The sequence below is a fragment of the Streptomyces boetiae genome (assembly GCF_031845405.1).
Taxonomy (GTDB): Bacteria; Actinomycetota; Actinomycetes; order Streptomycetales; family Streptomycetaceae; genus Streptomyces; species Streptomyces boetiae.
This window is the reverse complement of the sequence record NZ_JAVREN010000042.1, coordinates 1-24,683: the sequence shown is the minus strand read 5'-3', so window position 1 is coordinate 24,683 and position 24,683 is coordinate 1. Positions and strand designations below refer to the sequence as shown.

The 24,683-nt window shown below is 74.2% G+C and carries 24 protein-coding genes; 10 read left to right on the top strand and 14 right to left on the bottom strand.

Features of this window, described 5'->3' with window-relative positions; all coding sequences use genetic code 11:
- Positions 1 to 104: 104 nt before the first annotated feature.
- On the bottom strand, positions 105 to 1,925 hold the full coding sequence (gene argS / locus RM780_RS22120; RefSeq protein WP_311632598.1) for an arginine--tRNA ligase: 1,821 nt from the start codon (positions 1,923 to 1,925) through the stop codon (positions 105 to 107).
- A gap of 121 nt (positions 1,926 to 2,046) precedes the next feature.
- On the opposite strand from argS, the gene lysS reads away from it, so the two are divergent.
- Complete coding sequence (gene lysS / locus RM780_RS22115) at positions 2,047 to 3,774, top strand: lysine--tRNA ligase (RefSeq protein WP_311632597.1); 1,728 nt, start codon at positions 2,047 to 2,049, stop codon at positions 3,772 to 3,774.
- 100 nt (positions 3,775 to 3,874) lie between these two features.
- On the opposite strand, the gene RM780_RS22110 is transcribed toward lysS, so the two are convergent.
- The 3 genes from RM780_RS22110 to RM780_RS22100 form a co-directional block, all read right to left on the bottom strand.
- Positions 3,875 to 4,633, bottom strand: a complete 759-nt coding sequence (locus RM780_RS22110) for a DUF3558 domain-containing protein (protein WP_311632596.1) — start codon at positions 4,631 to 4,633, stop codon at positions 3,875 to 3,877.
- 138 nt (positions 4,634 to 4,771) lie between these two features.
- Positions 4,772 to 5,566: a DUF3558 domain-containing protein gene (locus RM780_RS22105; protein ID WP_311632595.1), complete on the bottom strand. Its 795-nt coding sequence runs from the start codon at positions 5,564 to 5,566 to the stop codon at positions 4,772 to 4,774.
- Positions 5,567 to 5,710: 144 nt separating this feature from the next.
- Positions 5,711 to 6,286 carry a hypothetical protein gene (locus tag RM780_RS22100; RefSeq protein WP_311632594.1) on the bottom strand — a complete coding sequence of 192 codons (576 nt, stop codon included), beginning with the start codon at positions 6,284 to 6,286 and terminating at the stop codon, positions 5,711 to 5,713.
- Between the two features lie 125 nt (positions 6,287 to 6,411).
- Between RM780_RS22100 and hemL the strand changes: the two genes are divergently transcribed.
- The 6 genes from hemL to ccsB all read left to right on the top strand — a co-directional run bounded on the left by hemL (position 6,412) and on the right by ccsB (position 13,238).
- Positions 6,412 to 7,740, top strand: a complete 1,329-nt coding sequence (gene hemL / locus RM780_RS22095; RefSeq protein ID WP_311632593.1) for a glutamate-1-semialdehyde 2,1-aminomutase — start codon at positions 6,412 to 6,414, stop codon at positions 7,738 to 7,740.
- 101 nt (positions 7,741 to 7,841) lie between these two features.
- Positions 7,842 to 8,678: a histidine phosphatase family protein gene (locus RM780_RS22090; RefSeq protein WP_311632592.1), complete on the top strand. Its 837-nt coding sequence runs from the start codon at positions 7,842 to 7,844 to the stop codon at positions 8,676 to 8,678.
- A 139-nt stretch (positions 8,679 to 8,817) separates the two neighbouring features.
- Positions 8,818 to 9,423 carry a TlpA family protein disulfide reductase gene (locus RM780_RS22085; RefSeq protein WP_311632591.1) on the top strand — a complete coding sequence of 202 codons (606 nt, stop codon included), beginning with the start codon at positions 8,818 to 8,820 and terminating at the stop codon, positions 9,421 to 9,423.
- A gap of 55 nt (positions 9,424 to 9,478) precedes the next feature.
- Entirely contained in the window at positions 9,479 to 10,222 is a 744-nt protein-coding gene (locus tag RM780_RS22080; RefSeq protein WP_311632590.1) for a cytochrome c biogenesis CcdA family protein, read from the top strand.
- Positions 10,223 to 10,227: 5 nt separating this feature from the next.
- Positions 10,228 to 12,117 (top strand): cytochrome c biogenesis protein ResB, encoded by a 1,890-nt coding sequence (gene resB / locus RM780_RS22075; RefSeq protein WP_311632589.1) that lies wholly within the window; start codon positions 10,228 to 10,230, stop codon positions 12,115 to 12,117.
- Positions 12,114 to 13,238: a c-type cytochrome biogenesis protein CcsB gene (gene ccsB, locus RM780_RS22070; protein WP_311632588.1), complete on the top strand. Its 1,125-nt coding sequence runs from the start codon at positions 12,114 to 12,116 to the stop codon at positions 13,236 to 13,238. The genes resB and ccsB overlap by 4 nt, the downstream gene beginning before the upstream one ends.
- Positions 13,239 to 13,282: 44 nt before the next feature.
- Here the strand turns inward: ccsB and RM780_RS22065 are convergent, their stop codons facing one another.
- Positions 13,283 to 13,780, bottom strand: a complete 498-nt coding sequence (locus tag RM780_RS22065; RefSeq protein WP_311632587.1) for a PLD nuclease N-terminal domain-containing protein — start codon at positions 13,778 to 13,780, stop codon at positions 13,283 to 13,285.
- An 86-nt stretch (positions 13,781 to 13,866) separates the two neighbouring features.
- On the opposite strand from RM780_RS22065, the gene RM780_RS22060 reads away from it, so the two are divergent.
- Both RM780_RS22060 and mqnP read left to right on the top strand, forming a co-directional pair.
- Entirely contained in the window at positions 13,867 to 15,318 is a 1,452-nt protein-coding gene (locus tag RM780_RS22060; RefSeq protein ID WP_311632586.1) for a menaquinone biosynthesis decarboxylase, read from the top strand.
- Positions 15,315 to 16,232, top strand: coding sequence for a menaquinone biosynthesis prenyltransferase MqnP (mqnP, locus tag RM780_RS22055; protein ID WP_311632585.1), 918 nt, complete (start codon positions 15,315 to 15,317; stop codon positions 16,230 to 16,232). Before RM780_RS22060 ends, mqnP begins: the two co-directional genes overlap by 4 nt.
- A gap of 17 nt (positions 16,233 to 16,249) precedes the next feature.
- Here the strand turns inward: mqnP and RM780_RS22050 are convergent, their stop codons facing one another.
- The 7 genes from RM780_RS22050 to RM780_RS22020 all read right to left on the bottom strand — a co-directional run bounded on the left by RM780_RS22050 (position 16,250) and on the right by RM780_RS22020 (position 22,005).
- Positions 16,250 to 17,200 carry an isopenicillin N synthase family dioxygenase gene (locus tag RM780_RS22050; RefSeq protein WP_311632584.1) on the bottom strand — a complete coding sequence of 317 codons (951 nt, stop codon included), beginning with the start codon at positions 17,198 to 17,200 and terminating at the stop codon, positions 16,250 to 16,252.
- Positions 17,197 to 17,502 carry a DUF397 domain-containing protein gene (locus RM780_RS22045; protein WP_311632583.1) on the bottom strand — a complete coding sequence of 102 codons (306 nt, stop codon included), beginning with the start codon at positions 17,500 to 17,502 and terminating at the stop codon, positions 17,197 to 17,199. Before RM780_RS22045 ends, RM780_RS22050 begins: the two co-directional genes overlap by 4 nt.
- Positions 17,503 to 17,660: 158 nt before the next feature.
- Positions 17,661 to 18,662, bottom strand: a complete 1,002-nt coding sequence (locus tag RM780_RS22040) for a hypothetical protein (RefSeq protein ID WP_311632582.1) — start codon at positions 18,660 to 18,662, stop codon at positions 17,661 to 17,663.
- Entirely contained in the window at positions 18,655 to 19,383 is a 729-nt protein-coding gene (locus RM780_RS22035; protein ID WP_311632581.1) for a hypothetical protein, read from the bottom strand. The genes RM780_RS22040 and RM780_RS22035 overlap by 8 nt, the downstream gene beginning before the upstream one ends.
- Positions 19,380 to 20,726, bottom strand: coding sequence for a putative T7SS-secreted protein (locus tag RM780_RS22030; RefSeq protein WP_311632580.1), 1,347 nt, complete (start codon positions 20,724 to 20,726; stop codon positions 19,380 to 19,382). The genes RM780_RS22035 and RM780_RS22030 overlap by 4 nt, the downstream gene beginning before the upstream one ends.
- Positions 20,727 to 20,732: 6 nt before the next feature.
- Positions 20,733 to 21,005: a hypothetical protein gene (locus RM780_RS22025; RefSeq protein ID WP_311632579.1), complete on the bottom strand. Its 273-nt coding sequence runs from the start codon at positions 21,003 to 21,005 to the stop codon at positions 20,733 to 20,735.
- Positions 21,006 to 21,231: 226 nt separating this feature from the next.
- Positions 21,232 to 22,005 carry a TetR/AcrR family transcriptional regulator gene (locus RM780_RS22020; protein ID WP_311632578.1) on the bottom strand — a complete coding sequence of 258 codons (774 nt, stop codon included), beginning with the start codon at positions 22,003 to 22,005 and terminating at the stop codon, positions 21,232 to 21,234.
- Between the two features lie 83 nt (positions 22,006 to 22,088).
- Here RM780_RS22020 and RM780_RS22015 point away from each other — a divergent pair, with 83 nt between their 5' ends.
- Positions 22,089 to 22,952, top strand: coding sequence for an alpha/beta fold hydrolase (locus tag RM780_RS22015; RefSeq protein ID WP_311632577.1), 864 nt, complete (start codon positions 22,089 to 22,091; stop codon positions 22,950 to 22,952).
- A 5-nt stretch (positions 22,953 to 22,957) separates the two neighbouring features.
- Here RM780_RS22015 and RM780_RS22010 read toward each other — a convergent pair whose 3' ends face one another.
- Both RM780_RS22010 and RM780_RS22005 read right to left on the bottom strand, forming a co-directional pair.
- Entirely contained in the window at positions 22,958 to 24,085 is a 1,128-nt protein-coding gene (locus RM780_RS22010; RefSeq protein ID WP_311632576.1) for a PQQ-dependent sugar dehydrogenase, read from the bottom strand.
- Positions 24,086 to 24,214: 129 nt separating this feature from the next.
- Positions 24,215 to 24,523, bottom strand: a complete 309-nt coding sequence (locus RM780_RS22005; RefSeq protein WP_311632575.1) for a hypothetical protein — start codon at positions 24,521 to 24,523, stop codon at positions 24,215 to 24,217.
- Between the last annotated feature and the right edge of the window lie 160 nt (positions 24,524 to 24,683).

The window sequence follows — 24,683 nt, the reverse complement described above, 5'->3', positions numbered from 1 at the left end:
TAAATGTCACGCACAGGGGGTGGCGGTGAGGGGAGAACGGGCGAACGTCCGGGGCGCGCCCGGCCGTTCGCCCGCCGCCGCTGTTCGGCTACGGGGCCCCTCGGCTACAGCCGCTCGGGCGTCTTGATGCCCAGCAGTGCCATGCCCTGGGACAGCGTGCGGCCCGCGAGCTCGCACAGGAACAGCCGGTTCGCCCGGGTCGCCTCGTCCGGGGCCCGCAGCACCGGGCACTGGTCGTAGAACGCCGTCACGTGCGAGGCCAGCGCGTACAGGTACGCCGCCAGCCGGTGCGGCTCGTAGGCGTCCGCCACGTCCTGGAGCGTCTCCGCGAAGGCGTCCAGGTGCAGGGCCAGCGCCCGTTCCGCCGGCGCGAGCGGCAGCTCAAGACGCGCCTCCGCGTGCGCGCCCTCGCCCTCGGCCCGGCGCAGGATGGAGCGGATGCGGGCGTAGGCGTACTGGAGGTAGACGCTGGTGTTCCCGTTGAGGGAGACCATCCGGTCCAGGTCGAAGACGTAGTCCCGGGTCCGCGAGGTGGACAGGTCGGCGTACTTCACCGCGCCGATGCCCACCTCCGTGGCGCGCTCGGCCACCTCCGCCTCGGTCAGCCCGGTGGCCTTCTCCTCGACCACCGCCCGCGCCCGGGCAACGGCCTCGTCCAGCAGGTCCATCAGCCGCACCGTCTCGCCCGAGCGGGTCTTGAACGGCTTGCCGTCCTTGCCCAGCACGGTGCCGAACGGCAGGTGGTGCGCGACGCCCTCGGGCAGCCAGCCCGCGCGGCGCGCGGTCTCGAAGACCATCCGGAAGTGCAGGGCCTGCCGGGCGTCCACGATGTAGAGCATGGTGTCGGCGTGCAGCGTGCCGATGCGGTTGCGGATCGCGGCCAGGTCGGTGGCGGCGTACCCGAAGCCGCCGTCCGCCTTGCGCACGATCAGCGGCACGGGCTTGTCGTCGGGGCCCTTGATGTCGTCGAAGAAGACGCACAGCGCCCCGTCGGAGCGGACCGCGACCCCCGACTCCTCCAGCTCGGCCGAGAGGTCCGCCAGGTCGTCGTTGTACGCCGACTCGCCGACCAGGTCCTCGTCGGTCAGCAGCACGCCGAGCCGGTCGTAGACGGCGTTGAAGTACAGCTTCGACTCGTCCACGATCCGCTGCCACAGGGCCAGCGTCCGCCCGTCCCCGGCCTGGAGGTCCACCACCCGGCGCCGGGCGCGCTCCTTGAACTCGGGGTCGGCGTCGAAGAGTTCGCGGGAGGCGCGGTAGAGCCGGTTCAGCCGGGACATCGCGGCGCTGCCGGACTCGCCGCCGGTCTCGGCCTCGCCGCCCGCGGCCTCCGCGCCCTCCGCCCCCTCGTGGTCCAGCTCGTGCGGGTGCTCGATCAGGTACTGGATCAGCATGCCGAACTGCGTGCCCCAGTCCCCGACGTGGTTGCGCTTGATGACCTTCTCGCCGCGGAACTCCATGATCCGCACCAGCGCGTCGCCGATCACCGTGCTCCGCAGGTGCCCGACGTGCATCTCCTTGGCGACGTTGGGCTGCGAGTACTCCACGATCATCGTGCCCGGGTGCGCGGCGAACGGCACGCCGAGGCGGTCGTCGGCGGCCCGCGCGGCGAGGGTGCGCAGCAACGCGGCGTCCGTGACGGTGATGTTGAGGAAGCCGGGCCCGGAGACCTCGACCTCGCGGATCGGGCTCTCGCCGCCCTCCGCGCCCGCGCCGGACTCGACGCCCGCGGCCACGCGGCCGGCCAGCTCGCGCGGGTTCCCCTTGAGGCGCTTGGCCAGCGCCAGCAGGCCGTTGGCCTGGAAGTCGGCGCGGTCGCTGCGCCGCAGCAGCGGGTCCGCGCCTGCCGCTTCGGGCAGCGCGTCGGCGATGGCGGCGGCCAGCCGCTGGTCGATGACGGTGCTGAGAGAGGGGACGCCGGTCATACGGGCAGTATTCCACGTGCGGGAGGCCCGTTCCGGAGTGAGAGAATCGGGCCCGCACCCCGACCGTCGCGACCCCTCAGACCCCGAAACCGCCGCAGCCCAGACAGGAAGTGCCGAAACCGTGGCCGGTACCACCCCGGAGGCCGACTGGGTCTCCCGACTCGCGGACGACGTCATCGCCGAGGCGGAGCGCCGCGCGCCGGGCAAACCCGTCGTCTGCGCCTCGGGGCTCAGCCCCTCCGGCCCGATCCACCTCGGCAACCTGCGCGAGATCATGGTCCCGCACCTGGTGGCCGACGAGATCAGGCGCCGCGGCATCCCCTGCGACCACCTGCTGTCCTTCGACGACTACGACCGCTTCCGCAAGGTGCCCGCCGGGATCGACCCGGCCTGGAGCGCGCACATCGGCAAGCCGCTGACGGCCGTTCCCGCGCCGCCCGGCAGCCCGTACGCCTCCTGGGCCGAGCACTTCAAGGCCCCGATGACCGCCGCCCTGGCCGAGCTGGGCGTGGAGGTCCGCGCGATCAGCCAGACCGAGCAGTACACGGCGGGCGCCTACCGCGACCAGATCCTCTTCGCGATGCGCGAGCGGCACCGGATCGACGCCGTCCTGGCCCGGTACCGCACGAAGCAGGCCGCGCAGGCCCCGGCGGAGCCGGAGGACGAAGCGGAGGCGGCGGCCGTGGAGGGCTCGGGCGCGGCCAGCGAGGACGACGGCAGCGCCGCCGCGGGCTCCGGAAGCGGGTACTACCCGTACAAGCCGTACTGCTCGGTGTGCGAGCGGGACCTGACGACGGTCACCTCCTACGACGAGGAGACCACCGAGCTTGCGTACGTCTGCTCCGGCTGCGGCCACGAGGAGACGGTGAACCTCTCGGCCCACACCCGCGGGAAGCTGGTGTGGAAGGTGGACTGGCCGATGCGCTGGGCGTACGAGGGCGTGATCTTCGAGCCCTCCGGCGTGGACCACCACTCGCCCGGCTCCTCCTGGGTGGTCGGCGGGCAGCTCGTCTCCGAGATCTTCGGCGGGAAGCAGCCCATCGGCCCGATGTACGCCTTCGTCGGGATCAGCGGCATGGCCAAGATGTCCAGCTCCAAGGGCGCGGTGCCCACCGCCGCCGACGCGCTGGAGATCATGGAGGCCCCGGTCCTGCGCTGGCTCTACGCCCGCCGCCGCCCGAACCAGTCGTTCAAGATCGCCTTCGACGGCGAGATCCAGCGCACCTACGACGAGTGGGACGCGCTCTCCCGCAAGGTCGCGGCGGGCGAGGCGCAGCCGGCCGACGCCGCCGCCCACGCCCGCGCGGTGCGCACCGCCTCGGGCCCGCTGCCGGCCACGCCCCGGCCGTTGCCCTACCGGACTCTGGCCTCCGTGGTGGACGTCACCACCGGGGAGCCCGAGCAGACGCTGCGGATCCTGCGCGACCTCGACCCGGCCGACCCCGTGCGTTCGCTGGACGACGCGCGCCCGCGCCTGGACCGGGCGGCGCGCTGGGTGGAGACGCAGATGCCGGACGAGCAGCGCACGCGGGTGCGTTCGGAGCCGGACGCCGCGCTGCTGGCCTCGCTGGACGAGGGGGAACGCGAGGGGCTGCGGCTGCTGCTCGACGGTCTGGAGGAGCACTGGTCGCTGGCCGGCCTGACGGCCCTGGTCTACGGCGTTCCCAAGCTGCGGGCCGGGCTGAGCCTGGACGCGAAGCCGACTCCGGAGCTGAAGGCCGCGCAGCGCGGCTTCTTCGCGCTGCTCTACCGGCTGCTGGTCGGCCGGGAGACGGGCCCGCGCCTGCCCACGCTGCTGCTGGCGGTGGGCGCGGACCGGGTCCGGACGCTCCTCGGCGGCCAGGCGTAGCGCCGGGCCCCCGGGCGGGCCCCACACACACGCGCGCCGCGCCCGTTGAGCCGGGCGCGGCGCGGTCGCGTGGGGAAACGCGTGGGGGAGGGGGCCGGAATCAGCCCTCGTCCGCCGGGGGTTCCTCCTCGGCCGGCTGTTCCGTGGAGGCGTTGACCGTCTCCGTCACGGCGCGGGCGGCCGTTTCCGCCGCCTCGCGGATGGAGTCGGCGCTGGGCATGTCGTCGCCCTCCAGGCCCGCGCCCGCGTAGTCCACGGTGATGACGACGTTGGCGGTGCGGACGACGACCCGCTGCTGGCGGTACTCCTGCTCCTCGTCGTCCTCTTCCCCGCCGGGGGTGCGGGTCGCGGTGTAGGAGAGGGTGGCCGCCTCGTCGCCCGCGTCGTCCAGCTCGGCCTGCTCGACCTCGCCGTTCGCCTCGTCGCCGCTGACCTCCTCCGCCATCTGCCGCAGGTACTCCCCGGCCCGCTCGTCGCCGCTGCCCAGGGCCACGTCCGAGTCGAAGCGGCGCAGCGCCACCTGGAGCGAGCGGTACTGGTACTGCTCCAGGCCGTTCCACAGGCAGGCCCCGGAGAAGGCGGTGTCGAAGGAGCTGAGCGTCTCGCCCCCGGCCGGGTCGGCCTCGGGGACCACCTCTCCGATGACGTCCTCGTTCAGCGTGGCGCACGGCTCGGGCAGGGCCGAGAACCGCACCGGCTCCGGCTCGGGGGCCACCGACTCGCGCGGCTCGTCGTCCTGGGTGCCCCCGTCGGAGCCGGAGCCCGACGAGCAGCCGACGAGCAGCAGCAGGGGTACGGCCGTCCAGGCCAGCGCGCGGCCGGCGACGCGCGCCGGGCCGCGCAGGGCGGTTCTGTCCATGATCCTCTTCGCTCCAGTTACCGGTTGACGTGTCGCGGGAACGCGGGGCGCTGGCGTGCCGGCCGCGAGGTCACGGTACGCCCCGGGCGCCCGCGTCCCCGGCAGGGCACGCGTTCCCCGCCCCCGTCCTGCCGTATCTCAGCCGTCGAAACCTCCGGCGAGCTGCCCCGCAACGGTCCTGGCCCGCTGCTGGAGCAGCGTGCTGTCCAGCGGGGGCTCGGCCGCCGTGGTCGAGACGGTGTACGTCACGGTGACCATAACGTTCGCATTGCGGAACGCGAGAACCACTTCGCGGCGCTCTCCCGGATCGGTGCTGGTCAGCTCCTCGGCGACGAAGGCGGCGTGACCAATGCCATCCAGGGCGCGCGGCCGGACGGGGTCGTCGGAGGGGGAAACGCCGCCCTCCGCGCCGCCCTCCGCGCCGCTCCCCGCGGTCTCCTCGGCGCCCTCGTCCGTGCCGTCCCCGGTGCCGTCCTCCGCGCCTTCCGCGAGCGGCACGCCCGCGTCGGCGGCGCGCTCCTCGAACAGGGCCTCCGCCCGGTCGTCGTCGCTGACCTCGGGATCGTAGGAGACCACCCGCAGGTAGTCCACGGACAGGCGGTGGGTGCCGGTCGCGGCGGCGGTGTGCCAGGTGCAGCCGACGCGGCGGCCCGTGTCGTAGGTGGTCATCGGCTCGCCCGCGTACTCCTCCTCGGCGGCGCCGGGCAGCAGCTCGCGGACCGTGTCGCCGTTCACCGCGCCGCAGGGCTCGGGGAGCCCGGAGTAACGCCCGGCCTGGGCCGAGCGCGGGGGGCCGCCGGGGCCGCCGGTGGCCCGGGTGCCCTCGGTGCCGAGGCCGGGGGTGCAGGCGGCTGCCGCCACGAGGAGGGCCGCGAGGGCCGCCGCGAGCGGGGCGGCGAGCCCGAGGCGCTTCGCGGCTCGCGTGCGGGGCAACGACTCGCCTCCCGGGGCTCGACGACGGCTGACGGCTGCTGGCTCAAGGCCAGCACATGTCTACCGCACCGGGCGCGCCGCGCGTCCCCCGGGCGGGGCGGTACGCGCGGGATGCCGGGAATGTCAGGAGCGGAGCGGCTCGCCTCAGGGCCAGACCAGGCAGTACGGCTGGTGCCCCGCCTCGTGGAGGCGGCGGGAGAAGTCCTGCCACTCGTGCAGCAGCCGGTAGACCCCGAAGGGGTCGCTCGGGCCGCTGCGGTCCGGCACGGTCGACCAGATGAACGCCGCCGCGCCGACCGTCTCGTCGCCGACGCCGCGCAGCGGGTCCACCACCGTTGTGGGCAATTTCACCACCGCGTAGTCCGGGTGCAGCACGACCAGCTCCAGCGGGGGCACCCGGTGCAGGGGTATGCCCTCGATGCCGGTGAGGACCATGGCGGCCATCGTCTCGGGCTTGATGTGCGTGAACATGCCCTGGCCGAGCTCGTCCCCGCCCAGCTCCTCCGGACGCATCGACAGCGGCACCCGCGCCGCCGTCGCGCCGTCCGGCGCCCCGAAGTACTTGTAGGTAACGGTCATCCGCCCGCCGCCCCGGCTCCGCAGCTCCCACTCACCGCTCTCGACCCGGCGGCGATGACGGCCCCTGCGCGCACGGGCGCGGGGCGCCGGCTCGGGGTCAATGCCCCCGGCTCCTTCGCCGATCTCCCCACCGCGCTGCATGTCACCACCTGATTATCCGCGACCCCCGCCGCGCGACCCGATCATCGTTTGAACCCATCCCCTTCCAGACGGCAGCGAAACGCCCTGACACCGAGCTGTGAGGGGCTGATGTCACCATGGACCGCGTGACCCAAGCCTCCGAATCCTTCGAAGAGACAGTCTCCCAGACGCTCTTCGCCCGCGCCGCCCGCGTGACCCCCGGCGGCGTGAACTCGCCGGTGCGCGCCTTCGGTGCCGTGGGCGGAACGCCCCGGTTCATGGTGTCCGGCTCTGGACCGTACCTGACGGACGCCGACGGGCGGGAGTACGTGGACCTCGTCTGCTCCTGGGGACCGGCGATCCTCGGCCACGCCCACCCGGGCGTGCTGGAGGCCGTGCGGGAGGCCGCGGCCCGCGGCACCTCGTTCGGCACGCCCACCCCGGGCGAGGTCGAGCTCGCGGAGGAGATCACCGGCCGCGTGGCGCCCGTCGAGCAGGTCCGCCTGGTCTCCTCGGGGACCGAGGCCACGATGTCGGCGATCCGGCTCGCCCGCGGCCACACCGGGCGTTCCAAGGTGATCAAGTTCGCCGGCTGCTACCACGGGCACGTGGACTCCCTGCTGGCCTCGGCCGGTTCGGGCCTGGCGACCTTCGCGCTGCCGGACACCCCGGGCGTCACCGGCGCGCAGGCCGGGGAGACGCTGGTGCTGCCCTACAACGATCTCCCGGCCGTGGCGGCGGCCTTCGAGGCGCACCCCGGCGCGGTCGCGTGCGTCATCACCGAGGCCGCGCCCGGCAACATGGGCGTGGTCCCGCCCGGCCCCGGCTTCACCCGCGGCCTGGCCGAGCTGTGCGCGCGGCACGGCGCGCTGCTGATCTCCGACGAGGTGATGACCGGCTTCCGGGTCGGCCCGCAGGGGTGGTACGGGATCGAGCGCGTGACGCCCGACCTGATGACGTTCGGCAAGGTGATGGGCGGCGGGTTCCCGGCCGCGGCCTTCGGCGGGCGGGCCGAGGTGATGGCGCAGCTCGCGCCCGCCGGGCCGGTCTACCAGGCCGGAACGCTCTCGGGGAACCCGGTGGCCACCGCGGCGGGCCTGGCGCAGCTACGCCTGCTGGACGCGGCGGCCTACGAGCGGCTGGACGCCACCTCCGCCGAGCTGCGCGGGCTGGTCTCCGCGGCGCTGGCCAAGGAGGGCGTGGCGCACCACGTGGGCGTGGCGGGCAACATGTTCTCGGTGTTCTTCACCGCGCCCGGCGCCGGGGAGGTCACGGACTTCGCGGCGGCCAGGGCGCAGGAGACCTTCCGCTTCACGGCCTTCTTCCACGCGATGCTGGAGCGCGGGGTCTACCTGCCGCCCTCGGCGTTCGAGGCGTGGTTCGTCTCCACGGCCCACGACGCGGCGGCGCTGGAGCGGATCGCGGAGGCGCTGCCGTTCGCGGCCCGCGCGGCGGCCTTGGCGGAACGGCCGTGACAGGCGCGTTGCCGCGCGGCGCGGCGGAGGACGGCAGCCGGGCGGAGCCGGGCGGCCGGCCGCCGGAGATACGGGGAGCGACACGGGGAGAGGCGACGAGGATGACGGGCAGCGGGAACGACAGCGGCGACGGCGCCGCGAACGCCGGAGGGCGCGCCGCGGAAGACGGCCACGGGCGCGCCGGGGCCGACGACGGCGGCGGCGCGGTGGAGCACGCCGGGGCGGGCCCCGGCCGGGGCAGCGGCGGCGCAGCCCGCGGCGGCGAGCGCACGGTCGTGCACGTGCTCCGGCACGGGGAGGTGGAGAACCCGGAGGGCGTCCTGTACGGGCGGCTGCCCGGGTTCCACCTCTCCGCGCTGGGGCGGCGGATGGCCGAGCGCGTGGCCGAGTACCTGGGCGGGCGGGACGTCACCCACGTCGTCGCCTCGCCCCTGGAACGCGCCCAGGAGACCGCCGCGCCCATCGCCGAGGCCCACGGCCTGAGCACGGACACCGACCGGCGGCTGATCGAGGCGGAGAACGTCTTCCAGGGCCGGGCCTTCGGCGTCGGCGACGGCGCGCTGCGCAAGCCCGGCAACTGGCGCCACCTGCGCAACCCCTTCCGCCCCTCCTGGGGCGAGCCCTACGTGGACCAGGCCGTGCGGATGCGCGGCGCGCTGGACGCCGCGCGGGACGCGGCGCGCGGGCACGAGGCGGTCTGCGTCAGCCACCAGCTCCCGATCTGGATCCTGCGCAGCCAGGTGGAGCGGCGGCGGCTGTGGCACGACCCGCGCAGCCGGCAGTGCACCCTCGCGTCCCTGACCTCCTTCACCTTCATCGGCGACGACATCGTGGCGGTCACCTACAGCGAGCCCGCGCTCGACCTGGTGCCCCCGCACCTGCGGGCCGGGGCGCGGGCCAAGCCGCCCCAGGGCGCGGGCGCGGGCTACGGGGCCTGAGCCGGCCGGAGGGGGCCGGTCCCGAGAGGCGTGTCTCAGGAGGCCGGTCCCGGAAGCCCGGAAGGCCCTCTGACCAGGGAGACATCCCGGACCAGGGGGGCGGGGAAGATCGCCCGAAGCAGCATGGGAAACTTTTCACATGATCCAGTTCCGGGCTGTCCGCATGGCCCTGGCGGCCGGGGCCGGCGCCGCCGCCCTGGCCCTCACCGCGTGCTCCGGTGACCAGGCCGGCCCCTCCGGCGGCGACACAGGCATCGTGCAGGGCACGGGCGAGATCACCCAGGTCGCAGCGGCCGACCGGGAGACCGCCCCCGACCTGACCGGCGATACGGTGGACGGCGAGCCGCTGTCCCTGTCCGACTACCGCGGCCAGGTCGTCGTGCTGAACATCTGGGGCTCGTGGTGCCCGCCCTGCATCGCCGAGGCGGACAACTTCGTCCGGGTCGCCAACGACACCGCCGACCAGGGCGTGCAGTTCGTCGGCATCAACACCCGCGACCGCTCCCGGGAGAACGCCGTGGCCTTCGAGGACAACCACGACGTCCCCTACCCCAGCCTCTACGACCCCGACGGCCGCCTCCTGCTGGAGTTCCCCGCCGGGTCGCTGAACCCCCAGGCCATCCCGACCACCCTGATCATCGACCGGGACGGCCGGATCGCCGCCCGCGCCCTGAAGCCCCTCACCGAGGAGGAGCTGCGCGCCGCGCTCGCCCCCGTGCTGGCCGAGGACACGACCGAGGGCTGAGGGCCCGGGGACACGGACAGGGACACGGACAGGGACAGAGACAGGGACACGGACCGTGGATGCCAACCAGACCGTCCTCAGCGGAGCGCTGCTGCTGGCCCTGCCGGTGGCGCTGTTCGGCGGGCTGATGTCGTTCTTCTCCCCCTGTGTCCTGCCCCTGGTCCCCGGCTACCTCTCCTACGTCACCGGTGTGGGCGGCGCGGACCTGGCCGAGGCCAGGCGTGGGCGGATGCTCCTGGGCGCGGTCCTGTTCGTGCTCGGCTTCTCGGCCGTCTTCGTCTCCACCGGCGCCCTCTTCGGCACGCTCGGGCGCGAGCTGCTGATCCACCAGGAGACCCTGAACCGGGTCGTCGGCGCCCTGACCATCGTGCTGGGCATCGTCTTCACCGGCCTGCTGCCCCGCCTCAGCGGCAGGGAGTTCCGCCTGCACCTGCGGCCCTCGATAGGGCTGGCCGGCGCGCCGATGCTCGGCGTGGTCTTCGGGGTGGGCTGGACCCCCTGCATCGGCCCGACGCTGGCCGCCGTGCAGTTCCTGGCGATCAACGAGGCCACCGCGGCCCGGGGCGCGCTGCTGACGTTCGTCTACTGCCTGGGTCTGGGCCTGCCGTTCGTGGTCGCCGCGCTCGCGTTCCGGCGTACGCTCGGGGCGTTCGCCTGGGTCAAGCGGCACTACGTGTGGGTGATGCGCCTCGGGGGCGGGATGCTGATCGCGACCGGGCTGCTGCTGATCACCGGCGTGTGGGCCGACCTGGTCTACGAAATGCAGGTCTGGTCCTCGGACTTCGACGTTTGGATCTGACAGCCATGACCACGGACGAGACCGCAACGGCCGCCCCCGCCGCCTCCGGCGCCACCGCCACGGCGGCCCCGGACGGGACGGTGGGCCGCGACGAGGCCGAGGCCGCCCTCGGCCTGTCCACCGCGCCGCTGGAGGACCCGCCGCCCGCGCCCGCCCCCGCGGCCGGCGAGGGCACCTTCGGCGGGGTCCGCGCGCCGGGCGCGCGTGGCGCCGCGGCCTGGCTGCTGCGCGAGCTGACCGGCTGGGCGCGGTGGTTCTGGCGGCAGCTGACCTCCATGCGGATCGCCCTGCTGCTGCTCTTCCTCCTGGCCCTGGCCTCGATCCCCGGCTCGATGATCCCCCAGGACGACGTGGACGCCACGCTCGCCCAGGACTTCCGGGTCCGCAACCCCGGCCTCTCGGAGTTCTACGAGCGCCTCCAGCTCTTCGACGTCTACTCCTCCGTCTGGTTCTCCGCGATCTACCTGCTGCTGTTCGTCTCGCTGATCGGCTGCATCGTGCCGCGAAGCTGGCAGTTCGTCGGGCAGCTTCGCGGCCGGCCGCCCCGCGCCCCGCGCCGGCTGGACCGGATGCCCGCCTACACCACCTGGCGCACCGAGGCCCCGCCGGAACGCGTGCTTCAGGCCGCGCGCGCCGTGCTGCGCAGGCGCCGCTTCCGCGCCGAGGCCGCCGCCGACCACGTGGCCGCCGAGAAGGGCTACCTGCGCGAGGCCGGCAACCTGGTCTTCCACCTCGCCCTGATCGTGCTGCTGATCGCCTTCGCCGCCGGACGCCTCTCCTACGCCGAGGGCGGCAAGCTGATCGTCCAGGGCGAGGGCTTCAGCAACACCCTCACCCAGTACGACGACTTCGAGTCCGGGCGGCTCTTCGACGTGGACGGCCTGGAGCCCTTCGGCTTCACGCTGGAGGAGTTCGAGGCCGAGTTCGTCCGCGAGGGCCCCGACCTGGGCACCCCCACCGACTTCCGCGCCGACGTCACCTACTGGACCCCGGACGGCCCCGAGCGCGAGACCACGATCACGGTCAACGACCCGCTGACCGTGGGCGACGCGCGCGTCCGCCTCCTGGGCCACGGCTACGCCCCCGTGGTGACGGTCACCGACGGCCAGGGGCGCACCGCCTTCCACGGCCCCGTGCCGTTCCTCCCGCAGGACGCCGCGCTCACCTCCACGGGCGTGATCAAGGTCAGCGACTACCGCGACGCGGAGGGCGCGCGCGACCAGCTCGGCTTCCAGGGCATCTTCAGCCCCACCTACGCCCTCGACGCGGTGCGCGGCCCGCACTCGACGTTCCCCGAGCCCGACAGCCCGGTGCTCACGCTCACCGCCTTCCGCGGCGACCTCGGGGTCAACTCCGGCATCCCGCAGAACGTCTACCAGCTCCAGACCCGCAACATGGAGCAGCTGACCGACGAGAGCGGCGAGCCCCTGCGCTTCAACCTCCACCCCGGGCAGAGCTACGAGCTGCCCGACGGCCTGGGCACCATCTCGATGGACAGCGAGCTGGAGGAGTGGGCGACCTTCCAGGTCACCACCAAGGCCGGCAACGACTGGGCGCTGGCCGGCGCCTTCGCCGCCGTGGCGGGGCTGGCCGGCTCGCTGCTGCTCCAGCGCCGGCGCGTGTGGGTGCGGGCCGCGTCCGCCGGGGACGGGACCACCGTCGTGGAGATGGCCGCCCTGGGCCGCACCGAGTCCGGCAAGGTCCCCGAGGAGCTGGCCCGCCTCGCCGCCCGCCTCCAGCCCGAGGCGCCCCCAGCCGCCGCCCCGCCGGGGGAGGGCCCGGACGACGGCCCCGGCGACGGCCCCGGCACGCCCCCCGACCCCGTCCCCTCCCCGCACGCCGCCGAATCCGCCCCCGCCGAATCCGCCGCCGCGGAAGGAGCAGCACGCCCATGAATCTCGCTGCGAACGTCTCCGTGAACCTCGCCGCGAACGAGGGCCTGGCCGACGTCAGCAACGCGCTGATCTACTCGGCCATGGCCGTCTACGCCGTGGCGTTCCTCGCCTACACCGCCGAATGGATCTTCGGCAGCCGCAGCCGCGTGGGCCGCACCGCCGCGGCCCTGGACGCGGAGCGCCCGGCCCGGGCAGCCGCCGCCCCCGCGACGATCTCCGTGGCCGTCCGCAAGGGCGGGTCGACCACCGTGCTGGAACGCCCGGCCGCGCCGGAGGTCGTCACCCGCTCCACCGGCCCCGGCCGCCCCGAGGTCCCGGACGGGCCGGGCGCCGCGGGCGGCGACGAGCGCGGGGACACCTACGGGCGGATCGCGGTCTCGCTGACCACGCTGGCGTTCCTGCTCCACTTCGGCGGGGTGCTCAGCCGCGCGATCTCCGTGGAGCGCGGGCCCTGGGGCAACATGTACGAGTTCTCCACGGCCTTCTCGATGGTGGTCGTCGCCGCCTTCCTCGCCTTCCTGCTCGCCCGCAAGAACGTCCGCTGGATGGGCCTGCCGCTGGTCACCACCGTGCTGCTCGACCTGGGCCTGGCCGTGACCGTGCTCTACACCGAGACCGCGCAGCTCGTGCCCGCGCTGGACTCGGTGTGGATGTGGATCCACGTCCCCCTGGCCATCGTCTGCGGCGGCCTGTTCTACGTCGGCGCGATCTCCTCCGCGCTGTTCCTGCTGCGCGACCGGCACGAGGCGGCGCTCGCCGCCGACCCGCAGGCCCGGCCGCGCGGCGCCTCGATCCTGGAGCGGCTGCCCTCCTCGGTGACGCTCGACAAGTTCGCGTACCGGATCAACGCGGCGGTCTTCCCCGTGTGGACGTTCACGATCATCGCGGGCGCGATCTGGGCGGAGAGCGCCTGGGGCCGCTACTGGGGCTGGGACCCCAAGGAGGTGTGGGCGTTCATCACCTGGGTCGCCTACGCCTGCTACCTGCACGCCCGCGCCACGGCCGGGTGGAAGGGCCGCAAGGCGGCGTACCTGGCCATCGCCGGCTTCGTGTGCTTCCTGGTGAACTACTACGGCGTCAACATCTTCTTCGACAGCCTGCACTCGTACGGCGGCGTGTAACGGCCGCTCGCGGCGGTGGGCGGTCGGTCGCCCTCTTAGGGCCCTTACGGCCGCCCGCTGCCGCCGCCCGGGGGGTCCTCGTCGCCGCCGTCGCGGCGGCGCAGGTCCTCCTCCCACTCGGCGAGCAGCTCCTCCTCGGTCCGGCCGTCCCGCTCGGGCTCGCCCTCGGGCTCGGCCCGGTCCTCCGCCGGACGCTCCTCCGCGGCCTCCGCCGCGGAGTCCCGCTCGCCCTCCCGGGCCTTGCGGCGCTCCTCAAGGCGGCGCTCCTCGGCGAGCCCGCGCAGGAACTCGGGGTTGTCGTCCGGCGCCACCCAGCCGCCCCGGCCCCGGGCGTTGCGGCGCGGCAGCGGACCGCGGCCACCGCCCCTGCGGCGGCCGACGAAGATCCACGCCAGGGGGCCGATCACCCAGGCCACGACGATCAGCAGGATCCACACCAGCTTCGGCAGGTGGCGGATCTCCTCCTCGTCGGAGCTGATGCAGTCCACCAGGGCGTAGACGGCCAGCGCCAGCGGTACCAGGAACAGCAGCACCCTCAGCATCGTAGTCCCCCTGGTCGTACCGGGCCGGGCGGTGTGCCCGGCCCCTGGACAAGGCCCAGGGTAGTGCGTCGTGAATACTGAACGGCATGGCTTACGACGACCTCCGCGCGTTGCTGAAGGCGCTCGAACGGGACGGCGACCTGAAGCGGATCAAGGCCGAGGTCGACCCGCACCTGGAGGTCGGGGAGATCACCGACCGCGTGAACAAGGCCGGCGGCCCCGCGCTCCTCTTCGAGAACGTCCGGGGCTCGGACCTGCCGCTGGCGATGAACGTCTTCGGCACCGACCGGAGGCTGCTCAAGGCCCTGGGCCTGCGCTCCTACGAGGAGATCAGCGAGAAGATCGGCGGCCTGCTCAAGCCGGAGCTGCCGCAGGGGTTCACCGGCGTGCGCGAGGCGTTCGGCAAGCTGGCCTCGATGGCGCACGTGCCGCCGCGCAGGGTGAAGAGCGCGCCCGTGCAGGAGGTCGTCCACAAGGGCGAGGAGGTGGACCTGGAGCGGCTGCCCGCCCTGTTCACCTGGCCCGAGGACGGCGGCCCGTTCTTCAACCTCGGCCTGACCCACACCAAGGACCCCGAGACCGGGGTGCGCAACCTGGGCCTCTACCGGCTCCAGCGCCACGACCGCCGCACCATCGGCATGCACTGGCAGATCCACAAGGACAGCCGCAACCACTACCAGGTCGCCGCCCGGCGCGGCGAGCGGCTGCCGGTCGCGATCGCCTTCGGCTGCCCGCCGTCCGTCACCTACGCGGCGACCGCGCCGCTGCCCGGCGACATCGACGAGTACCTGTTCGCCGGGTTCGTGCAGGGCAAGCGGGTGGAGCTGGTCGACTGCCTGACGGTGCCGCTCCAGGTGCCCGCGCAGGCCGAGGTGGTGCTGGAGGGCTGGCTGGAGCCGGGCCGGATGCTGCCGGAGGGGCCCTTCGGCGACCACACCGGGTTCTACACCCCGCAGGAGCCCTTCCCCGCGCTGACCATCGACTGCGTCACCACCCGCAGGAACCCGCTGCTCCAGTCCATCGTGGTCGGCCGGCCGCCGACCGAGGACGGGCCGCTCGGTCGCGCCACCGAGCGCTTCTTCCTGCCGCTGCTGAAGATCATCGTGCCGGAGCTGGTGGACTACCACCTCCCCGAGGCGGGCGTCTTCCACAACTGCGCGATCGTCTCGATCGAGAAGAAGTACCCCAAGCACGCGCAGAAGGTGATGTCCGCGATCTGGGGCGCGCACATGATGTCGCTGACCAAGCTGATCGTGGTGGTGGACGCCGACTGCGACGTGCACGACCTGACGGAGGTCGCCTGGCGGGCGCTGGGCAACGTCGACTACACGCACGACCTCCAGGTGGTCCCCGGACCGGTGGACCACCTCGACCACGCCTCCTACCAGCAGTTCTGGGGAGGCAAGGCCGGGATCGACGCCACCGAGAAGTGGCCGGAGGAGGGCTACGCCCGCGAGGGCGGCTGGCCGCGCATGATCGTCTCCGACCCGGACACGGCGGAACGCGTCACCCGCCGGTGGAAGGAGTACGGGCTGTGACGGCCGGCGGCGCCGTGGCGGCCAGGCCCCCGGAGCGCGGGCGGGTGCGGTCGTTCCTGCGCCTGGTGATGATCGAGCACTCCGTCTTCGCCCTGCCCTTCGCCTATATCGCCGCGCTGACCGCGATGTACCTCGACGGGCCCGACGAGTCCGTGGAGTGGGGAACGCTGGCCCTGGTCACCGTCGCGATGGTGGGGCTGCGGACGTTCGCCATGGCGGCGAACCGGATCATCGACCGCAAGATCGACGCCCGCAACCCGCGCACCGCCGGGCGCGAGCTGGTGACCGGCGCGGTGTCGGTGGGGACCGCCCGGGGCGGGGCGCTGGTCGCGCTCGTGGTCTTCCTCGGGGCCTGTGCCCTGCTGAACCCGCTGTGCCTGGCGCTGGCGCCGGTGGCCGTGGTGCCGATGGTCGTCTACCCCTACGGCAAGCGGTTCACCGACTACCCGCACGCCATCCTGGGGCTCGCGCAGGCGATGGGCCCGGTCGGCGGCTGGCTGGCGGTGACCGGCTCCTGGTCCGGGGAGGCCGTGATCCTGGGGCTCGCGGTCGGGCTGTGGATCGGCGGCTTCGACCTGATCTACGCCTGCCAGGACGTGGCGGCCGACCGGGCGCACGGGGTGCGCTCGCTGCCGGCCCGCTTCGGGATCGCCGGCGCGCTGTACGGGGCGCGGGCCTGCCACGCGGTGACGCTGGCCCTCTTCGCCTGGTACGCCCTCGCCACGGACGGCGGGCCGCTGCTGTGGGCGGGCCTGGTGGTGGTGGCCGGGGCCTTCGTCTACGAGCACGCCCTGGTGCGGCCCGGCGACCTCTCGCGCGTCAACCGGGCCTTCTTCACCGTCAACGGCTTCGTGGGCATCAGCCTCTTCGGCTTCGCCCTGGCCGACCTCCTGGTGCGCGGCCTTGGCGTCTGAGCCCCCCGGCCCCTCCCTCAGTCCACCGCGATGGCCTCCAGCCTGCCGCGCAGATAGGCGTGGCTGTCCACGGGCTCGTACCGCCGCCGCCCAGCGGGGGCCGGAAGCGACTCGACGCGGGTGCCGGGGTCGCACTCGTAGAAGTAGACCAGGGAGGTCAGCTCCTCCGCGGGGGCGTCGGCCGGGGGCGGCAGCACCCGGTGCCGCCCGGAACGCCAGCGGTCGCCCGTCCACCGGGCCATCAGATCGCCGATGTTCACCGTCAGGGCGGCGGGGTCGAAGGGCGCGTCCGCCCACCGCCCGTCCGCCCAGACCTGGAGGCCGCCCCGGCCCTGCTGGCGGTCCAGCACGGTGATCGTGCCGAAGTCGGTGTGCGGCCCGATGCGGAACTGGCCGGGCAGGGGCGCGCCGGTGGCCTCGCGGGCGGGATACCAGTTGATGTTGAACCCGAAGGTGGGGTGAGCGGTGTGCCGGGTGAAGAAGTCCTCGGGGGCGCCCAGGGCGACGGCCATCAGCCGCAGCAGGTCGTCGGCAAGCCGCCGCATCCGGTCGAGGTAGTCCGTGACGAGCAGGCGGAGCTGGGGGACCTCGGCGGGCCAGACGTTCGGCCGGAACCACTCGGCGTCCACGGCCGGGTCGCCGCAGGGCTCCTCGGCGGCGAAGGACCAGGACTCCTTCAGGTCGGGCGGGGTGGGGGTGCCCTCGGCGTACCCGTTGGCCTCCGCGCCTGGGCCGAGCCAGCCGCGTTCGCCGACGCGGACGGCGTACCTCTGCTTGGCGTCCCGCGGGAGCCGGAAGAACTGCCGTGCCGCACAGCGGATGCGGGAGCGCAGCTCGGCGTCCACGCCGTGCCCGGTGACCAGCAGGAAGCCGGCGCGGCCGAGGGCCTCGTCCACGGTGGCGGCCAGGGCGGATCTGGCCTCCGCGTCGCCGGAGCGCCAGGGGCCCAGGTCGATGACGGGGATCATTCGGCCGGGCCCTCCGTCCGCGCGGCCGGGCCCGCCGGCGCCGGCGGCCCGGCCTCGAAGCCGCCCAGGCCCTCGATGAAGTGGTCGAACTCCTCGTTTCTCACGCCGAGGACGAAGGCGTTCCACTTGGCCTGCGTGGTGGTGACGATCTTCTCCGGCTCGTCGGTCTGCCGGATGTGGATCAAGTCGCCCTCGCCGGCGGCGACTTCGAAGCAGTGCTCGTCGCTCCCGTCCTCAACCTCCGCGCGAATCCAGTCCAGCCGGGCGGCCTGCTCGGCGTCGATCCGGTACATCCTGGCCATCCTCCCGCTCGTCGTCCGCCACCCCGCTTCTCACGCTACCGCCAGGGTCCGACAACGACGCCCGCCTCAGCCCTACTCCCGTCGCGCACCCGGCCGTTGCGCCTCTCCGCGCCCGCACGCGCCCCCCGGGCCGCCCCCGGCCCTGTGCGGAAGCGCTCTCAGGGAGTGCCGCGCAGGACGGTCAGCGCGACCGCGGCGAGCACGACGGCCGCCAGCGCAACCGTTCCCGGCCCCACCCAGCGCCAGTACCACTTGCGGGCGAACGAGGCGCCGGCCGGCATCGTGCGCAGCACCTCGGCGGGCGAGCGGGCCGCGGAGAGCCCGAGCGCCCTCCACAGCGGGCCCCCGAGCCAGCGCCACAGCCGCTCGGCGTGGAAGGCGGGGAAACGCCAGGGAGCCACCCCGCCGCCGCTGGTCAGGCGGTGCCGGCGGTAGGCCAGCTCGTCCCGCCACCCGCGCTTCCTGGTCCGGGTCACACGGCGCGGCGGCCCCAGGGACTTCAGGAAGGCGACGCGGAGCACGGGTGCCCAGCCCGCGGCCCAGACGGCCAGGGGCATGAGCAGAATCCACAGGCCCGGGTCGGCGGCCACGCCCACCGGGACGCCCACGCACAGCAGCGCGAGCAGGCCGGTCAGCAGCAGCCCGGCGAGGAACCAGCCCGCGTTCCGTCCCAGCCGCCCGGCGGACGCGCGCGCGTCCCCGGGCCGCGTGAGCGCCGCCGCCCGGTCGGCGTCGGCGACCTCCCGGTACACCTCGGCGATGCGCCTCCACTCGGCTTCCGGCTCCGCGCCCGGGGCGCCGGACGTTCCGCCGGGGAGGGCGTAGAGCGCGTCGAGCACCTCGTCCCGCCGCCGCAGCAGGGCGCGGCAGGCGGCGCCGACCGGCCCGTGGGGCGTGGTGGTGCGGCGGATCACGCGCCACGCGAGCGCCACGGCCGCGCCGCCCGCGGGGACGGTGACCAGGGCCAGCCACCCCAGGCCGGCCGGGTCGAGCAGCGGCACGAGGGCCGCGCCCGCCACGACGGCCGCCGCCGGCGCGGCGGCCACGGCGGCCAGCGCGGCGCCGGGGCCGGTGGCGCGCACGTGTTCCTCGTCCAGCGCCTCCAGCCTGCCGGTCAACGACCTCAGCTCGCCGAGCAGTTCCTCCCGCGGGTCAGTCATGCTTCCCGTCCTGGCCGGGGGCTGCCGGAGAGGGAACGTCGAAGGTGACCGTTCTGCCGATGGCGGCGAGCTGCGCGCCGAAGAGGTCCACGTGCGCGAGGGTCGGCGTGAACAGCGTGACGTACAGGGACCAGGTGTCCGGCGCCGGAACGATCAGCTGCTGGTTCGCGACGCCGACGCGCACCTCCGCCTGCGCGCCGGGAGGCCGGGGCAGCACCATCGCGCGCAGCGAGGTCAGGGACACGGCGGGCCCGCAGGGGAGCCGGACGGCGAGGATCGTGTCCTGCGGGCCCTGGACCCCCTTGGCCCGCGGCCGGTCGATCGGGGTCACCGCCGCGCCGTCGCCGCTGCCGATCAGGTCCTGCCGCAGGGTCCGGTAGACCGTCTCCGCGGCGACCAGGTCGTTGCGGTGGCCCGTGTGGGCGACGGAGACGCTGAGAAAGCCGAGCACCAGCGTGTCGTCGCGGTGTCCCACGCACAGCGCGGTGCGGACGGTGTTCTCCGGGGTCAGGCGGGCCAGGGCCTCCTGCAGCGCGGCGGCGGCCAGATGGAGCGCGTCCTCCTCGGCCTTCGGCAGCAGCTCGCGCAGCGCCTCCCGCCACTCCTCGTCCGTCCCGGCCCGGGGAAGCGGCACGAAGTCCTCGGGCACCTCGCAGGCGAACCGGTAGTCGAACGGCTGCGCCGGCGCGGCTCCGGCCGCGGCGTTCCGAGCGGCGGTCACGCTGCCGTCACCACGTCGGACCGGTCCAGCTCGCTGATGAACGCGTCGCCGGCGGCCGTCAGCCGCTCCGAGGGGTTGACCGCGGCGGCGGCCGAAGAGGTGCTGCCGTCCTCGTCCGGCCACAGGTCGCCGAGGGTGTCGATCGGCGCGAGGAAGGGCGTGGAGAAGTTGCGGAACAGGTCCGTGAAGGCCGCCGTGTTCCCGCCGACCGAGCCGCCCCAGTTCATGCCCTGGCCCAGGCCGATGAGCTGCCAGCCGCGCATGGTCTGCCCGACGCCCCGGAAGTACTCGCCGATGCCCCAGACCCGCCCGGCTCCCCCGAACAGGGACCAGTTGGAGGGCGAGACGGCGTGCCGGAGGCTGTCCATGCTGAACAGACGGCCCGAACCGCTGATCCGCAGGGCCCGCCCCGCGTTCACGGCGGTCCGCCCTGCCTGCACGACGCGGCCCGCGGCCAGGCCGAGTGCGCCGCCGACGACGCCGAGGCTGTCGCACAGCAGCGTGTCCCAGCCCACGTCCTCGCCGCCGAGCCGGGCGGCGGCGTGGAAGCCGAGGGCCAGGGCGGAGGCGGCGAAGGCCGCGCCGACGAGCCACCCGGCGGGGTTGCTGAAGATCATGATGATCAGGCAGATGGTGCCCAGGACCATCGCGATATTGGAGAACAGGTCGCCCAGCGCGCGCCAGACGGCCGGATCGAGGAGGAACTCGCCGAGGTCGGCCAGGAAGTCGCCGATGCTCTCCAGGGCACCGGCGACGCGGTCCCACAGCCCCGGCTCGGGCGGGGCGGCGTCTCCGGCCCGCTCCAGGCGGCGGGCGGTGTCCTCCGCGGCGCTGACGAACTCGCCGTTCAGGGTCTCGGCGCGGGTGCGGATCGACGCCAGGTCGGCGTTGGCGGTGGTGAGGCGGCTCTGGCCCTGCTCGGCCTCGTCCTCGTGCGCCGTGCGCTCCTCGTCGGTCATGCCCTCGGTGTCGGGGGGCATGCCGTCCAGGGCGGTCTGCGCGGCGTTCACGGCGGACTGGGCCTGGGCGGCCTCCTCCTCCAGGGACCGGGCCCTGGACTGGAAGGTCTCCAGCTCGGTCACCCAGGACTGGAGGGCGCGGGAGGCGGCGTCCAGGGCGTTCACCGCGCGCTCCAGGTGCGGTGGCACCTCGGAGAAGGCGTCGCCGAACGCGTCGGCGGCGCGCCCCACCCAGGAGCCGCCGTCGGTGTTGATGGCCAGGAGCGCGGCGTGGGTGCCGGAGCTCTGGGAGGTCACGTCGCGCATGACGCCGGCGATGCGCCCCGCCTCGGAGACGTCGCCGGGGCATGGGTCGAAGCCCAGGTGGGGGTACGTGTCGTTCATCCTCGGTCAGCTCCCCTGCCCGTCGCGCGATCGCAGCTCCCGGGCGGCGTTCTCCAGGTCGGCGTCGGCCTGGTCGAGAGCTTCGGCGGCGTTCGTCGCCACCTCGCCGATGCCCTCGGTCAGGTCGGACAGCCGCCCGAAGCCGTAGTCCCAGGAGTCGGCGAAGTCCTCGCAGCGGCTCGCCAGGTGCGCCGTGCCGATCCGCCCGGCGTCCGTCCCGGCCAGGTGCCGGGAGGCGGCCCGCATCTCCTCCCCGCTCGCGGCCAGTCGCCTGGCCATCTCCCGCACGTCATCCTCCAGAAATCTCAGGAAAGACACCAATCCCCCAGTGAGAGAACCGCTTCTTGGTCAGGCCGGGCGGACGGCGCCGGGGGGTTCCCCTTTTCCCGTGCGGGCCGCGCTCGCGCCCGTCCGAGGTACCTATGCTGGCATCCGCGCGTGAGGGACGTGTGGGTATCCGGTGTGAGAGCGGTGCCCTGGCGGGCGGGCGGGCCGGGCCGTCCGGTCAGCAGGTGCAGGTGCAGGGGCCGTTGCCCGGGGGGCCGGCGCCGCCCTCGCCGTTTCCGTCGCCCCGGTCGTTTCCGTCGCCCCGGTCGTTTCTGCCGTCGGCGGGCGGGTCGCTGCGGAGGCGGGCGATCACCTCGGCGCCGGCCGGGGTGAGGAGGCGGGCGTGGCCGCCCAGGGTGAACTCGGTGAGCAGGTCGATGAGCGCCCCGTCGTCGGGGCGGGTCCCGTCGGGCCAGGTCATGCTCACCACGAGGGCGGTCATGCCGACGTACATTGAGGTCAGCGCCGTCTGCGCCCGCCCGATGTCCACCCCGTACTCGGCCCAGCGCTCGCTGCTGGGCCCGGAGAAGACCCGCGCGAAGCGCTCCTGCATCCGCGTCAGCGCCGGCTCGCCGCGCCGCTCCGCCTCCACCAGCACGGCCAGGGCCCCCGGGTTCTCGGCGGCGAAGTCGAACATCCACCGGTACATCCGCCGCATCCACGGCTGGAGGTCGGGGTGCGCGCCGCCGCCCGTCACCGCGCTGGTCATCGCCCGCGCGGCCCGCTCCTCCAGGTCGCTGACGACCTCCCGGAACAGCTCCTCCTTGTCGCCGAACTGCTCGTAGACGGCCTGCCGGGAGACCCCCGCGCCCGCGGCGATGCGCCCGATGGTGGCGGCCCCCACGCCCTCCTCGGCGAAGACCGCGAGGGCGGCGGCCAGCACCCGGGAGCGCTGCTCGTCCACGGGCAGCTTGCGGGGTCTGCCGCGGCCGCGCGGCGAGGTGGTTGACATGGGTCTGACTCCGGCTCCACTCTATTACGGACACTCTTGTCGGAAAATGGGAGCCCGCCTCCCGGCCTCACCGGAGGACCACGATGAGCCCCACGCGCACCCCCGAGCCGGCCTTGCGCACCGGCGCGGGCGAACCCCTTCTCCTCCTGCACCCCTTCATGCTCTCCCACCACGTGTGGACCGACGTGGCGGCCGAGCTGTCGGACTCCTACCGGATCTTCGCCCCCACCCTCCCCGCGCACTGGGGCGGTCCCCGCATGCGGGCCCGCGACGTGAGCATCAAGGGCTTGGCGGACGCGGTCGAGCGGATGCTCGACGCGGAGGGCTGGTCCACCTGCCACATCGCGGGCAATTCCCTCGGCGGCTGGATCTCCCTCGAACTCGCCCGCCGGGGCCGGGCGCGCACCGTCACCGCCATCGCCCCCGGCGGCGGCTGGCGCCAGTGGTCGCTCACGGAGCTGCGCACCGGCGCGCTCTTCCTCGCCCTCTACCCCTCCTCGCGGATCTTCGCCGCGGCGGCGCTGCGCAACGAGTTCGTCCGCCGCCAGTTCCTCGGCAGCGTCAGCCGTGCCCCGCGCAAGGTCTCCGTCGAGAACGCCCACCACATGATCCGGGCCAGCTCCCACTGCTCCGGGCACCTGCCGTTCATCGCGTCCGCGCTGCGCCACGGCGGCATCAGGGGCCTGGACGAGATCACCTGCCCCACGCAGGTCGTCTTCTGCGCCTCCGACCGCGTGCTCCCGCCGCGCTCCCACAGCCGCGTCTTCCGCGACGGGCTGCCGGAGGCGCGGTTCACCACGCTGCCGAAGGCCGGGCACGTGCCGATGCTGGAGGCGCCGGACCTGGTCGCCGGTACGATCCGCGACTTCCTCGCCGAGACCGCCGCCGGCTCCGGCCCCGCCGTGCCGGCCCAGGAGGGCCCGCCCGCGGTCGCCCTCGACGGCTGAGGCCGCTACTCGACCTCCACCCGCAGGACGCCGTCGTCCGTCGGCACCCACAACTCGCCCGCGCCGACGGCGGCGGCGCCCTGGGGCGCGCCCAACTCCCCGCCGTCCAGCAGGCGCTGCGGCTCCTCGCGAACCAGCTCGACTCCTTCGAGCGGAAAACGCAGCAGCGCCGCGGTGCCGTCCCCGCCGACCGGGACCCACAACACCCCTCGGTCCTCCGCCAGTCCGGCAGCCGTCTCCTCCTCCGACTCCCACCGCAACGCCGGCTCCGCCCCGGGCACCACGGAATACAGCCGCGTCCCCTCCCCGCCGTCCACGGCCCACATCCGGTCCCCGTCCCAGGCCAGGCCCCGCGGATCGGTGTATCCCGAGGAGTAGACGTAGGAGTCCTGGCCCTCCGGCATGTCCCCGTCCGGCTCCATCCGCAGCACGGCTCCCGCCAACTCCCCCTCGCCCTCCCCGGTCCCCACGTACAACATCCCGTCGGGGCCGAACGCGAGAACGCCGACGCCGTCTCCCGCGGGGGCGGGGAAGACCGGGGCGAGCTGACTGGGACTGAGCTGGGGACTCTCCCCGCCCGAGGCGTCGTAGGGGAACCTGAGGATCCTCCCGGTCGAGGGCCCCCGGACGTACGCGTAGATCCAGTCGCCGTCCGCCAGACCCGGCTGAGCCGCCAGGCCGAGCATCTGCCAGCCGTCCCCCGCCGCGACGCTGGGAAGGAAGCCCAGCTCCGTGATGCCGCCCTCGGCGTCGACCAGGCTGATCGCCCCCGTGTCCCGGACGCCCGTCAGGAAGGCGCCGTCCCCGAGCGCGGCGAGGCAGCATTCGGCCTCGGACCCGATGTCCACCGTGTCGGTCACCTCGGCCGTTCCCTCTTCCGGGGCCGCGGTGGGCGGCGGCGCGGAGGACGGGGGCGGCGGCGAGCTCTCCGCGGGGTCCTCGGGCACGCGCGGGTCGTCCGTCTCCTCGCCCGGGGACTCCTCGCCGGGCCCCTCGGACTCCGTCCCGCTCCGCAGCGACGCGGCGTGACGCTCGGCGGGGCCCACGGAGCAGCCGGCGAGCAGCGCGGCGGCGAGGGCGGCCGCCAGCGCGCCGGGTATGGCGCAGCGGCGCCGGCGCTCACCTCGTCCCATCCGCCACGACTCCTCGGTCCTCTCCGGGAATTGCTCGCAGGGGAGAGGGTAGTGGGTCAACTCCGGCGAGGCGCCGGGTACGTGTCCGCCCCACCGGGACGCGGACGGGCAACGCCGTTCGCGAGCCGTCTAGATCGCCATCCCGTAGACGATCGTGAACAGCGTGCCGAGCGACCCGATGATGAAGATCCCGGTCAGCCCCGCGACGATGAGGCCCTTGCCCTGCTCGGCGCTGAAGGAGTCGCGCAGCGCCGTCGAGCCGATCCGCTGCTTCGCCGCGCCCCAGATGGCGATGGCGAGGCAGATGAGGATGGCGATCGCCATGACGACCTGGACCATCGTGCGGGCCTCGGCTCCGAGATCGGAGAACGGCCCCCAGTCAGGAGCAATGCCGCCGATGATGTTGTTGATGTCTCCCTGGTCGGACTCTTCGTCCATCGAACTCACCACCTAACTGGGCTTCAACTGGCTCCCTTCGGATTGTGCCACGCCGAACTGACGGAACGAGACCCGGAGACGCCACCTTTGCCGGGCGTTCCCCGGCCCGTCGCCGGCGCCCCCCGTGCCGCCTGGCAACCCCCAACCCCCACGCGTCACT

Coding starts and splice junctions, on each gene's coding strand:
- RM780_RS22005 (WP_311632575.1), bottom strand. CDS start 24,523: ATGGACGAAGAGTCCGACCAGGGAGACATCAACAACATCATCGGCGGC.
- RM780_RS22050 (WP_311632584.1), bottom strand. CDS start 17,200: ATGATCCCCGTCATCGACCTGGGCCCCTGGCGCTCCGGCGACGCGGAG.
- RM780_RS22025 (WP_311632579.1), bottom strand. CDS start 21,005: ATGGCCAGGCGACTGGCCGCGAGCGGGGAGGAGATGCGGGCCGCCTCC.
- RM780_RS22110 (WP_311632596.1), bottom strand. CDS start 4,633: ATGGACAGAACCGCCCTGCGCGGCCCGGCGCGCGTCGCCGGCCGCGCG.
- RM780_RS22040 (WP_311632582.1), bottom strand. CDS start 18,662: ATGACTGACCCGCGGGAGGAACTGCTCGGCGAGCTGAGGTCGTTGACC.
- argS (WP_311632598.1), bottom strand. CDS start 1,925: ATGACCGGCGTCCCCTCTCTCAGCACCGTCATCGACCAGCGGCTGGCC.
- resB (WP_311632589.1), top strand. CDS start 10,228: ATGACCACGGACGAGACCGCAACGGCCGCCCCCGCCGCCTCCGGCGCC.
- RM780_RS22010 (WP_311632576.1), bottom strand. CDS start 24,085: ATGGGACGAGGTGAGCGCCGGCGCCGCTGCGCCATACCCGGCGCGCTG.
- RM780_RS22060 (WP_311632586.1), top strand. CDS start 13,867: ATGGCTTACGACGACCTCCGCGCGTTGCTGAAGGCGCTCGAACGGGAC.
- ccsB (WP_311632588.1), top strand. CDS start 12,114: ATGAATCTCGCTGCGAACGTCTCCGTGAACCTCGCCGCGAACGAGGGC.
- RM780_RS22090 (WP_311632592.1), top strand. CDS start 7,842: ATGACGGGCAGCGGGAACGACAGCGGCGACGGCGCCGCGAACGCCGGA.
- RM780_RS22015 (WP_311632577.1), top strand. CDS start 22,089: ATGAGCCCCACGCGCACCCCCGAGCCGGCCTTGCGCACCGGCGCGGGC.
- RM780_RS22020 (WP_311632578.1), bottom strand. CDS start 22,005: ATGTCAACCACCTCGCCGCGCGGCCGCGGCAGACCCCGCAAGCTGCCC.
- RM780_RS22065 (WP_311632587.1), bottom strand. CDS start 13,780: ATGCTGAGGGTGCTGCTGTTCCTGGTACCGCTGGCGCTGGCCGTCTAC.
- RM780_RS22085 (WP_311632591.1), top strand. CDS start 8,818: ATGATCCAGTTCCGGGCTGTCCGCATGGCCCTGGCGGCCGGGGCCGGC.
- RM780_RS22045 (WP_311632583.1), bottom strand. CDS start 17,502: ATGGCCAGGATGTACCGGATCGACGCCGAGCAGGCCGCCCGGCTGGAC.
- RM780_RS22100 (WP_311632594.1), bottom strand. CDS start 6,286: ATGCAGCGCGGTGGGGAGATCGGCGAAGGAGCCGGGGGCATTGACCCC.
- RM780_RS22030 (WP_311632580.1), bottom strand. CDS start 20,726: ATGAACGACACGTACCCCCACCTGGGCTTCGACCCATGCCCCGGCGAC.